This window comes from Acinetobacter sp. LipI_19 (assembly GCF_058242925.1).
Genome location: NZ_JBZAYK010000004.1, coordinates 44,578 through 55,180, shown reverse-complemented (window position 1 = coordinate 55,180; position 10,603 = coordinate 44,578). Strand labels below are relative to the sequence as shown.

Annotated in this window: 12 protein-coding genes; 11 read left to right on the top strand and 1 reads right to left on the bottom strand. The window is 39.2% G+C overall.

Annotated elements, in window-relative coordinates; all coding sequences use genetic code 11:
- Nucleotides 1-26: 26 nt before the first annotated feature.
- From secY to AC4CVF_RS21995, 8 genes are all read left to right on the top strand, one after another.
- Nucleotides 27-1,346, top strand: a complete 1,320-nt coding sequence (secY, locus tag AC4CVF_RS22030) for a preprotein translocase subunit SecY (protein WP_171066869.1) — start codon at nucleotides 27-29, stop codon at nucleotides 1,344-1,346.
- A 21-nt stretch (nucleotides 1,347-1,367) separates the two neighbouring features.
- Complete coding sequence (gene rpmJ / locus AC4CVF_RS22025) at nucleotides 1,368-1,484, top strand: 50S ribosomal protein L36 (RefSeq protein WP_000867907.1); 117 nt, start codon at nucleotides 1,368-1,370, stop codon at nucleotides 1,482-1,484.
- Nucleotides 1,485-1,591: 107 nt separating this feature from the next.
- Nucleotides 1,592-1,948, top strand: a complete 357-nt coding sequence (rpsM, locus tag AC4CVF_RS22020) for a 30S ribosomal protein S13 (protein WP_336953497.1) — start codon at nucleotides 1,592-1,594, stop codon at nucleotides 1,946-1,948.
- Nucleotides 1,949-1,967: 19 nt separating this feature from the next.
- A complete protein-coding gene (gene rpsK, locus AC4CVF_RS22015) occupies nucleotides 1,968-2,354 on the top strand; it encodes a 30S ribosomal protein S11 (RefSeq protein WP_004281491.1) in 387 nt (128 codons plus the stop codon).
- Nucleotides 2,355-2,366: 12 nt separating this feature from the next.
- Nucleotides 2,367-2,990, top strand: coding sequence for a 30S ribosomal protein S4 (gene rpsD, locus AC4CVF_RS22010; protein ID WP_004725725.1), 624 nt, complete (start codon nucleotides 2,367-2,369; stop codon nucleotides 2,988-2,990).
- 17 nt (nucleotides 2,991-3,007) lie between these two features.
- Nucleotides 3,008-4,015, top strand: coding sequence for a DNA-directed RNA polymerase subunit alpha (locus AC4CVF_RS22005; protein ID WP_336953498.1), 1,008 nt, complete (start codon nucleotides 3,008-3,010; stop codon nucleotides 4,013-4,015).
- A gap of 18 nt (nucleotides 4,016-4,033) precedes the next feature.
- A complete protein-coding gene (gene rplQ / locus AC4CVF_RS22000) occupies nucleotides 4,034-4,399 on the top strand; it encodes a 50S ribosomal protein L17 (protein WP_004281488.1) in 366 nt (121 codons plus the stop codon).
- A gap of 199 nt (nucleotides 4,400-4,598) precedes the next feature.
- The gene (locus tag AC4CVF_RS21995) at nucleotides 4,599-6,089 is read left to right on the top strand and encodes a flavin-containing monooxygenase (protein ID WP_490789977.1); all 1,491 of its coding nucleotides are present in this window, start codon (nucleotides 4,599-4,601) and stop codon (nucleotides 6,087-6,089) included.
- A gap of 162 nt (nucleotides 6,090-6,251) precedes the next feature.
- Here AC4CVF_RS21995 and AC4CVF_RS21990 read toward each other — a convergent pair whose 3' ends face one another.
- Complete coding sequence (locus AC4CVF_RS21990) at nucleotides 6,252-7,424, bottom strand: acyl-CoA dehydrogenase family protein (RefSeq protein ID WP_336953500.1); 1,173 nt, start codon at nucleotides 7,422-7,424, stop codon at nucleotides 6,252-6,254.
- Between the two features lie 180 nt (nucleotides 7,425-7,604).
- Between AC4CVF_RS21990 and AC4CVF_RS21985 the strand changes: the two genes are divergently transcribed.
- The 3 genes from AC4CVF_RS21985 to rrtA all read left to right on the top strand — a co-directional run bounded on the left by AC4CVF_RS21985 (nucleotide 7,605) and on the right by rrtA (nucleotide 10,565).
- Nucleotides 7,605-7,862 (top strand): FAD assembly factor SdhE, encoded by a 258-nt coding sequence (locus tag AC4CVF_RS21985; RefSeq protein ID WP_336953501.1) that lies wholly within the window; start codon nucleotides 7,605-7,607, stop codon nucleotides 7,860-7,862.
- A gap of 975 nt (nucleotides 7,863-8,837) precedes the next feature.
- Complete coding sequence (locus AC4CVF_RS21980) at nucleotides 8,838-9,926, top strand: hypothetical protein (RefSeq protein ID WP_336953502.1); 1,089 nt, start codon at nucleotides 8,838-8,840, stop codon at nucleotides 9,924-9,926.
- A 66-nt stretch (nucleotides 9,927-9,992) separates the two neighbouring features.
- Nucleotides 9,993-10,565, top strand: coding sequence for a rhombosortase (gene rrtA, locus AC4CVF_RS21975; protein ID WP_336953503.1), 573 nt, complete (start codon nucleotides 9,993-9,995; stop codon nucleotides 10,563-10,565).
- The last annotated feature ends 38 nt before the right edge of the window (nucleotides 10,566-10,603 follow it).

Below are 10,603 nucleotides of genomic sequence, written 5' to 3'. Positions count from 1 at the left end.
CTAGTTCTTCAGGTCATGTCAACATGATGAAAGGTCAACCATTTCACGTGAAATATCGTGAAATTATTCGCCGATTAATGTTCTTGATTGGTGCATTGGTAGTCTTTCGACTAGGAGCGCATATTCCGCTGCCGGGTATTGATAATGTTGCTCTAGAACGTTTTTTCAAAGCTAATGAAGGTACTTTTTTAGGTTTGTTTAATATGTTCTCGGGTGGAGCATTAGAACGAATGTCCATTCTTGCGTTAGGGATCATGCCGTATATTTCTGCATCAATTATTGTGCAGTTGATGTCGACAGTGGTTCCTTCGTTAGAAGCATTGAAGAAAGAAGGCGAGCAAGGTAAGCGTAAGATTAATCAATATACGCGTTATGGCACCCTATTACTTGCATTAGTCCAAGGTATTGGAATGTGTGCTGGTCTAATCAGTCAAGGTATTACTTTGACTTCAGGATTAGCTTTTTACATTCCTGCGCTAACATCATTAGTTGCAGGTACCATGTTCTTAATGTGGTTAGGCGAGCAAATTACTGAACGTGGTGTTGGTAATGGTATCTCAATGATTATCTTTGCAGGTATTGTTGCTGGTTTACCAAATTTAGTGATTCAGGCATTTACTTCGGTAGATAATGGTCAATCAAGTTTAATTGGTTTGGCTATCTTTGGATTGCTATCAGTTGCTGTTTTAGCAGCAATTGTGTTTATTGAAAAAGCTCAACGTCGTATACCTGTGAACTATGCTCAAAAACAGCAAGGTCGTCGTGTATTCACTGCACAGCAAACGCATTTGCCATTGAAAATCAACATGGCAGGGGTTATTCCAGCAATTTTCGCTAGTTCGTTATTGTTGTTCCCTGCAAGTTTAGGTCAATGGTTAGGCAGTGCTGATCCAAATGCAGGAATTGTAAAACGTAGCCTACAAGATTTGGCATTGGTATTATCGCCTGGACAACCGTTATATTTAGTGCTCTTCGGTGCGTTAATTATCTTTTTCTGTTATTTCTATACGGCGCTAGTTTTTAGCCCGAAAGAAGTATCAGAGAACTTGAAACGCAGTGGAGCTTATGTACCTGGTATTCGCCCAGGTGAGCAAACTGCTCGTTACTTAGATCATATTCTTAATCGTTTGACGTTTATTGGTGCAATCTACATTACAGTCATCTGTTTAATGCCGATGATTTTACAGAGTTCTTTTGGTATTCCATTCCATTTGGGTGGTACATCATTACTCATCGTAGTTGTAGTTGTTATGGACTTTATGGCTCAGCTTCAAGCCCACTTAACATCACATCAATATGACGATCAATCGTTAATGAGAAAAACGACTGCTCATCCTAAGGGATAAGCGCACTTAGAAGGTTTCATCATGAAAGTACAAGCTTCTGTAAAGAAAATTTGTGGTAGCTGTAAAGTTATCCGTCGTAATGGGGTTATTCGCGTAATTTGCAGCGCAGAACCTCGTCATAAGCAGCGTCAAGGTTAATTTAATTAAGACCTGTTGATTTCAGTAGGCTAATTAGGTTATTATCCGCCCCTCAAGATTTTTGTGGGGCGGTTGATTATCTCTACTGCCTTTTTGGAGAAATTTGAATGGCTCGTATTGCCGGTGTAAACATTCCGGATAACAAGCATGCTGTTATCTCTCTTACGTATATTTTTGGTATTGGTCGCCACACAGCTAAGAACATTTTAGCTGCTGCAGGTATTACGACTACTACGAAAATTCGTGAATTAGATGATGCTCAGCTTGATGCGATTCGTGCAGAAATTGCTAAGGTTCCGACCGAAGGTGATTTACGTCGCGAAATTTCCATGAACATTAAACGTTTAATGGATTTAGGCTGCTACCGCGGTCTTCGTCATCGTCGCAGCTTGCCTGTTCGCGGACAACGCACCAAAACTAACGCACGTACCCGTAAAGGTCCGCGCAAACCTATTAAGAAATAAGATTTCTGGAAGCTAAAAGATGGCTAAAGATACTCGCGCACGCAAGAAGGTCACTCGTACCGTCTCTGAAGGTGTTGCACACATTCACGCTTCTTTTAATAACACCATTGTTACGATTACTGATCGTCAAGGTAATGCATTGGCTTGGGCTACTTCAGGTGGACAAGGCTTCCGTGGATCACGTAAATCAACTCCGTTTGCTGCTCAGGTAGCTGCTGAAGTTGCTGGTAAAGCTGCTTTAGATTACGGTTTGAAAAACTTGGACGTCCTTGTTAAAGGTCCTGGTCCAGGTCGTGAATCTGCGGTTCGTGCATTAGGTGCAGTGGGTTATAAAATTAACAGCATTACCGACGTGACACCGATTCCGCACAACGGTTGCCGTCCACCTAAAAAACGTCGCGTGTAAGGAGAAACATTCATGGCTCGTTATATTGGTCCAAAATGCAAACTCTCTCGCCGCGAAGGGACAGACCTGCAATTAAAATCTGGCGTTAAACCATTTGACGTCAAAACAAAAAAATCTGCTAAAGCTCCTGGTCAACATGGCCAAAGCCGTGCTAAACAATCAGAGTATTCACTACAATTACGTGAAAAACAAAAAGTACGTCGTATGTACGGTGTTTTAGAGCGTCAATTTAGTAATTACTACAAAGAAGCTGCTCGTGTTAAAGGCGCAACAGGTGAAAACTTGTTGAAATTGCTTGAAAGCCGCCTCGATAACGTTGTTTATCGCATGGGTTTTGGTTCTACACGTGCAGAAGCTCGTCAGCTAGTATCTCATCGTTCAATCACTTTAAATGGTCGTCGTGTTAACATCGCGTCTATCCAAGTTAAAGCGGGCGACGTGATTGCAGTTCACGAAAGCGCTAAACAACAATTACGTATCAAAAACGCGATTGAATTAGCTGCTCAACGTGGCACAGCTGCTTGGATTGAAGTAGATCATTCAAAACTTGAAGGTACATTTAAAGCTGCACCAGATCGTTCTGATTTACCTGCTGAAATCAACGAAAGCTTGATTGTAGAATTGTATTCTAAATAATCCTTGAGGTAGCAATAATGACGCGTACTGCAAACGAGTTTCTAACCCCGCAAGCGATCAAAGTCGAAGCGGCAAGCGGGACCTCGGCAAAAGTGATTCTTGAACCATTAGAGCGTGGCTTTGGTCATACTCTTGGTAATGCTTTACGTCGCATCCTATTATCTTCTTTGCCTGGCGCAGCCGTGGTTGAAGTAGAGATAGAGGGTGTCGAGCACGAGTACAGTACTTTAGAAGGCTTGCAGCAGGACATCGTCGAGCTCTTGCTGAACCTAAAAGGATTGTCTATTAAGCTGTTCGATCAAAACGAAGCATATTTGACATTGGAAAAACAAGGTCCTGGCGATATTACTGCTGCTGACCTTCGTTTACCACATAATGTTGAAGTGGTTAACCCTGAACATTTGATTGGTACTTTAAGTGCTTCAGGCTCATTAAAAATGCGCTTGAAAGTTTCTCAAGGTCGTGGTTATGAAACTTCTGACTCACGTTTCCCTGAAGGCGAAACGCGTCCTGTAGGTCGTCTACAGTTAGATGCTTCTTATAGCCCGATTAAACGTGTTTCTTACACAGTTGAAAATGCTCGTGTAGAACAACGTACTGACCTTGATAAGCTCGTCATTGATCTTGAAACGAATGGAACTGTAGATCCTGAAGAAGCTATCCGTAAAGCGGCAACAATCTTGCAACAACAAATTGCAATTTTTGTTGATCTTCAGAAAGATCAAGCTCCAGTTGCTCAAGAGCCACGTGAAGAAGTTGATCCAATCTTGCTTCGTCCAGTTGATGATCTAGAGCTTACTGTTCGTTCTGCTAACTGTTTGAAAGCAGAAAATATTTACTACATTGGTGATCTAGTACAGCGTACTGAGGTTGAGTTACTTAAAACTCCTAACCTTGGTAAAAAATCGCTTACTGAGATCAAAGATGTTCTGGCTTCTAAGGGCTTACAGCTCGGCATGCGTTTAGAGAACTGGCCACCAGCTAGTCTCCGTATGGACGATCGTTTCGCCTATCGTAGCCGTTAATTAAGTAGGACTATCACCATGCGTCATCGTAATAGTGGTGTGAAATTAGGCCGTACCAGCAGCCATCGTAAAGCGATGTTCCAAAACATGGCTAATTCTTTGTTTGAGCATGAGTTAATTAAAACAACTGTGCCTAAAGCAAAAGAGTTACGTCGTGTAGCTGAGCCTTTAATCACTTTAGCTAAAAACGATACTGTAGCAAACCGTCGTTTGGCGTTTGCTCGTACTCGTTCAGCAGCAACAGTTGGTAAATTATTTACCGTTCTTGGCCCTCGTTACAAAGAACGTAACGGCGGTTATCTACGTGTTCTTAAAGCTGGTTTCCGTGCAGGTGATGCTGCACCGATGGCTTATGTAGAACTTGTGGATCGTGAAGTAAACTAATTACTCACGTCACAGAACAATCGGTTGTTCGAAAAAGGTCGGTGTTTCACCGGCCTTTTTTTGTGCCTTTTTGTTGGACAATTTATGGTTTTGTCCCAAATTGACTTAAATTTCGTCAGAAAAATGCAAACTTGACATTGCGTATTGTCAGATTTGTGCTTTAATAAAAAAGTACTCTTAAAAAGGTTATAAAAACAACATGGAAAAGCAAGTTGATATTCTTATCGTTGGCGCAGGTATCTCTGGTATTGGTGTAGCTGCACATCTTTCAAAACACTCACCACAACGTTCATTTGAAATTATTGAGCGTCGCGAGAGCTTTGGTGGTACTTGGGATCTATTTAAATATCCGGATATTCGTTCCGATTCAGATATGTCTACTTTTGGGTTTAATTTTAAACCATGGCAAAAAGCCAATGTATTAGCAGATGGTGCTTCAATCAAAGGCTACGTTGCTGAAGTTGTCGACGAATTTAAATTAAAAAATAAAATTCATTTTAATCAGCGTGTACGTACTGCAAATTATGATTCTTCAATTAAAAAATGGGTGGTACAAATTGAAGATGAAAATAAAAAACTCAATACGTGGGTTGCAAATTTTGTCATTGGATGTACTGGTTATTATAATTATGATCAAGGTTATCAGCCTGACTACCCTGGTAAAAATGATTTTAAAGGCGAATTTATTAATCCACAATTTTGGCCTGAAAACTTAGATTATTCGGGTAAAAAAGTGGTGATTATTGGTAGTGGTGCAACAGCTATTACCTTGGTTCCTGCTATGTCAAAAGGAGGGGCAGGGCATGTGACCATGTTGCAACGTTCACCAACATATATTGCTTCAATTCCATCTATTGATTTTGTTTATGACAAAATGCGTAAGGTTTTACCTGAAGATGTGGCATATAAGTTAACCCGCGCACGTAATATTGGCATGCAACGCGGGATTTATGCGCTTGCACAAAAACAACCGAAGTTACTACGTAAGTTCTTACTCAAATCGATTGAAATGCAATTAAAAGGTAAAGTGGATATGAAACACTTTACCCCAACATATAATCCGTGGGATCAGCGTTTATGTGTTGTGCCAGATGGTGACTTATTTAAAATTTTACGTTCTGGTAAAGCCAGTGTTGAAACAGATCAAATTGAGAAAATTACTGCCACGGGTATTCAATTAAAATCTGGTAAACATTTAGATGCGGATATCATCGTTTCAGCAACAGGGTTAGAAATCCAAATCTTGGGTGGTATCAAAGCTACAATTGATAATAAGCCAATGAATACTTCACAGCATATGTTGTATCAAGGTGTGATGGTTAGCGATGTGCCAAATATGGCAATGATCATTGGTTATATCAACGCATCATGGACATTAAAAGTTGATATCGCAGGTGAGTATATTTGCCGTCTTGTAAACTATATGGACAAGAAAGGCTATGATGAAGTTATTCCTCAAGGTGATGCAACTGAATTGATGGAAGATACGGTGATGGGCAGTTTAAGCTCAGGTTATATTGCCCGTGCGGCAGATGTGATGCCTAAACAAGGTAAGCATGCACCTTGGAAAGTGTCGAATAACTATTTAGCAGATCGCAAAGAACTCAAAAATGCTAAGTTTGAAGATGGAGTTTTAAAATTTCATAAGCGTGAAGCACAACTTGAAAAAAAGCCTAAACTGGTTTCTTAATCAAGCCTAGAAATCACTAAACTAAGCAATAGCAAAATAAAGAAACTATGAAATAAATAAGGAGCGAAAGCTCCTTATTTTATTGCGACATGGAAATTGATTTAAAAGAATGGTTAGTGATAGAAAAAGGAGCCAAAGCTCCTTTAACCGTGTTCAAATAAATTATAAAGAACGGGAAATCAGTTCTTTCATAATCTCGTTTGTACCTGCATAAATACGATTTGCCCGATTATCAATATAAGCGCGCGCAATTGGATATTCCAGCATATAACCATACCCGCCATGTAATTGGAGGCATTCATCAACGACATTGGAGAATACTTCTGAAATTTTGTATTTTGCGGCAGCTGCGGCATCAACACCTAAAGTGCCTTCAAGTTGTAATTCCATACAACGATCGAGATAAGCACGACAGAAATCAATTTCTGTGCGCATTTCAGCAAGCTTAAAGCGTGTATTTTGAAAAGCACTGATTGGTTTACCAAACGCTTTACGGTCTTTGGTATATTGAACCGTATGTGCTAGCGCTGCTTCTGCGCCTGCTTGGCAGATAATCGCAACCAGCATACGTTCCCACGCCAACTCTTTCATCAGCATGATAAACCCCATGCCTTCCATTCCTAATAAATTTTCTTTTGGTACACGAACATCTTCAAAGAACAATTCGCAAGTATCTTGTCCTTTCATACCAATTTTATTGAGTGGTTTTCCTTTGCTAAAGCCAGCACGGTCAGCTTCAACGATAATCAAAGATAGGTTGGCAGAACCTTTCTCTGAACTGCCTGTTTTACATACGACAATTGCCATATCGCACAGATAACCATTGGTAATAAAAATTTTAGAACCATTGATTACATATTCATCCCCGTCTAAAACAGCAGTAGTGCGAACGCCTTGTAGGTCTGAGCCTGTTCCTGGTTCTGTCATCGCGATGGCTGTGACTGTTTCTCCAGAAGCCATTTTAGGAATCCAATGTTTTTTCTGTTCTTCATTACCAAAGTTGTTGATGTAGTTGGCAACAATATCCGAGTGCAAAGAAAAACCTGTAGAAGAATCCATTGCATAAGCTTGCTCTTCAATCAGAATCATACTGTAGAGGCGATCTACCCCATAACCACCATATTCTTCAGGCATGGTTGCACAGAGCAGACCCATTTCACCTGCTTTGTTCCATAAATCCCGATCTACATGTTGTTGTTCTTCATATTTAGCAATATTTGGGACAACTTCTTTTTCATAAAATTTACGTACTGTTTCACGAAAAGCTTCGTGATCGGAATCAAACAATTTACGAGGCAACATATTGGTTAAAGGTCGGATAGCACCTGATTGCATTTTTATAATATCCATATGAGTTTTAGTGAGTTGAAATTATGTGAATTGCTTATTTGTCGCAATGAGATGAATGCTCAAAACTCACTTTTAAATGATGAATTTGGTCATTTAAAAGAATTTAGCGAGAAATTGATCGGGAATCAGGTAAACTAAGTCAGAATTAACCATTGGGGGAAAATGATGTCAGAAGAACTTACTTTAGAAGAACGTAAAGTGATTTATCGTGCTCGTCGCGGTTTAAAAGAAATTGATGTATATTTTGACCCATATGTAAAACAATATTACTTAGAAGCAAGTGCGCAAGAAAAAGCCTTGTTTAAAGAGTTAGTTGATCAGGAAGACCCAGATTTATTGGATTGGTTTATGGAAGTTTCAGAACCGCCTCGACCTGAACTTAGAGGTTTGATTAATAAACTTAAAGATTATGTCCACGGATGAGGTAAAAACTCACCAACGATATCAATTCAAACCCAGTCGTATTGCACTGGGTTTTCAGCTTTTGTGTTTAACAGTTATTTTTATTGTGCTGTGCTCCATTATAACTGTATGGACAAGTGTATTATTGCTGTTGCTGGCATGCTTTAGTCTAAAAATATTTAGAATGCGTCCAGAAGTCCGAAGTTTGGAACATTTTGATTTAGAGCATTGGAGCTTACAATATGAGGATTCCAATCAAATTCATCATATACAAATTCAGAAAATGATTGATCATCAATTTTATATTGCGGTGTATTTTTGTGAGGAAAGCAATAAAAGTCTAATTATTTGGCAAGATCAACTAAGCACAATACAGTGGAAATCTTTGAAATCTCGGGTCACGCTAAGTTAATTGTCTGACAAATATAAAAAATATAATTTTAATTTAATTTAAATAAAACAGTAGTTTATTTGTATTTTTTCTTATTGAATATTCATTGTTAGACCAAATATATAGAAAATAGCGCAATTATGAGATTGTCCGACAATTCTATCTGTGAAAATCTGATTTTGCATGTAAATTAAAATCACCAACAGCGAGGAGGAATTTCCAAATGGGTGAAATTCATACGTTTTGGTTCTTAGTGGTTGCAATTGTTTTTGCAATTATATTTGGAAGACTAGGAACTATGCTGAGGGAACAGATCGAGAAAGCTAACGCTAACAGTGTTAACGGTAGCAAATTTAAAAGACTTAAAACGAATAAACTCTCTTAAAGAGTTTACCTTTTAACAAGTAGCATGTGCTGAACCGTCGCAATGCTACTTTTTTTTGCTTAAAATTTGTATAAAAACTAGATCAGGTCAATTGAATACTTTCTATATTGTGGCAAATTCTTCAGATGAAATTAGAGCTATTACTCTGTTATTCAGAGATTGCATCTGATATTGTTATTTTAAAAGGGATATAAACACAATTATATAGAGGACAGGAAGTATGTCTAAGGTCCACAAGCTTGGTCAATTGATGCTGACCGCTGTCGTTGCCTCATCTGTGTTATCAGGTTGTTCATATGTTGTAAAATCAGGTGCCAATGTTGCGCTTGGATTTAGTGAGAAACATATCGTCCCACCCATTTTGGCAGGTAATGATACAGATATGGCGTGCAACTCAGGCAACGCCTTAACACCAGCAATTATGGCAACAAAAGATATGGGGGCTGACCCAACCCGTATGGCAGTATTATTATATTCAGCTGCGGGAATGTGTGCAGAAAATCGTGCTTTGGATGCAGAACTCAGATATTTACGGGCTTCAAAAGACGGTAAAGTGACTGAAGCTCAAGATGCTCGTATAGAACAAAAACGTTGGGCAGCTCTTGCCGCAGAACGTCAATACACGGGCTATCAACTATTTGCAGAACGTTGGCAGGCAAAATATAAATATACTTTAGGTGATTCTTGTCCAACCATGCGTAAGGACTTGGATCAAACCATCTATTTAATCGGTATGCTCAGTGGTTTGCAATCGATGACCAATGACATTAACTCTGGTGGTGCAGTCAATGTACCGAAAGATATTGCTGCGATTGTTGAACGTGGTATGACATGTTTAGACAATAACAAATTCTGGGGTGCCCCAATGGCGACCCGTGCAGTGATTTGGATATTGTTACCAGGTGCAGGAGATGGTAAGCCTGATCCAACACAGACCTTACAACAATCAATGCAAATCGCAGAACAGAAAGGTGTTCGTTTAGCATTTGCAATGAATGCTGTTGCAGCACAAGCTAGTGGTGATGATGCTAAATTAAGAGCGGCGTTAAAAGCTTATGCCGCATCGCGAGCAGATGATAAGCCAGTAAACCCTGAATTTAGATTGTTAGATGGTATGGCGGGTCAAATGGTTCAAGGCATTGCAGATCGTTATTGGACTGAACATACCGGTGTTCGTGCAGCAGATGATGGAATGACCACATTCTGGGATGAACAAGCATCTACGGGTGATGATGAATTATTTAATGATTTACCTGCACCGACTGAAGAGCCAAGTGCTTCAGCTGACGAACCTGCAGCAAATCCATAGTATTCAATTGCATGAATTGGTTAGAATTGAGGAAGAGCGACAGCTCTTCTTTTTTTATGGTGTAGCATGGAACAACACAAGTTAGATAAAAATATATTGTTTATTGCAACCAGTATCATTTTCTTTGCAATTCTTCAGCTTTTTCAAACTCATTTCATTTATCAGCACGATGTTTTTTTAAGCCAGCCTTGGCGCTGGTGGACAGGGCATTGGGTTCATGTGGGATGGATTCATTATGTTTTAAATGTTTTGGCTTTGGCTTGTTTACCCTTTTTATTTCCAAACATTAAAAAGAAAGTTTTTATTGCTTTATTGCTTATTTTACCGCCTTTACTCAGTCTCTGTTTTTATCTGATTTATCCTCATATTTTTGCTTATGCAGGTTTGTCTGGCATTCTTCATGGTCTGTTTGTATTTTGTGCAATCGTCAGTTTAAAAGAAAAGCCAGAACGAAATTTTGCCTTCATCGTATTGTTATGCATCTTAGGCAAAATCGCATGGGAACATTTTTTTGGTGCACTACAAACTGAACAATTGATTGGTCATCCTGTTTTAATACAAGCGCATTTGCTTGGGGTGATTTTTGGAAGTATTTGTGCCATCTTGAGCTTAATTTTTCGACTTAATGTTATGAAATAGAAAATGAATCAAGAATATTATTTGCATGAAGTATTATT

Bases quoted from the DNA above. Each gene is read 5' to 3' on its own strand.
- secY (WP_171066869.1), top strand. From the start codon at position 27: ATGAAAGGTCAACCATTTCACGTGAAATATCGTGAAATTATTCGCCGA.
- rpmJ (WP_000867907.1), top strand. From the start codon at position 1,368: ATGAAAGTACAAGCTTCTGTAAAGAAAATTTGTGGTAGCTGTAAAGTT.
- rpsM (WP_336953497.1), top strand. From the start codon at position 1,592: ATGGCTCGTATTGCCGGTGTAAACATTCCGGATAACAAGCATGCTGTT.
- rpsK (WP_004281491.1), top strand. From the start codon at position 1,968: ATGGCTAAAGATACTCGCGCACGCAAGAAGGTCACTCGTACCGTCTCT.
- rpsD (WP_004725725.1), top strand. From the start codon at position 2,367: ATGGCTCGTTATATTGGTCCAAAATGCAAACTCTCTCGCCGCGAAGGG.
- AC4CVF_RS22005 (WP_336953498.1), top strand. From the start codon at position 3,008: ATGACGCGTACTGCAAACGAGTTTCTAACCCCGCAAGCGATCAAAGTC.
- rplQ (WP_004281488.1), top strand. From the start codon at position 4,034: ATGCGTCATCGTAATAGTGGTGTGAAATTAGGCCGTACCAGCAGCCAT.
- AC4CVF_RS21995 (WP_490789977.1), top strand. From the start codon at position 4,599: ATGGAAAAGCAAGTTGATATTCTTATCGTTGGCGCAGGTATCTCTGGT.
- AC4CVF_RS21990 (WP_336953500.1), bottom strand. From the start codon at position 7,424: ATGCAATCAGGTGCTATCCGACCTTTAACCAATATGTTGCCTCGTAAA.
- AC4CVF_RS21985 (WP_336953501.1), top strand. From the start codon at position 7,605: ATGTCAGAAGAACTTACTTTAGAAGAACGTAAAGTGATTTATCGTGCT.
- AC4CVF_RS21980 (WP_336953502.1), top strand. From the start codon at position 8,838: ATGTCTAAGGTCCACAAGCTTGGTCAATTGATGCTGACCGCTGTCGTT.
- rrtA (WP_336953503.1), top strand. From the start codon at position 9,993: ATGGAACAACACAAGTTAGATAAAAATATATTGTTTATTGCAACCAGT.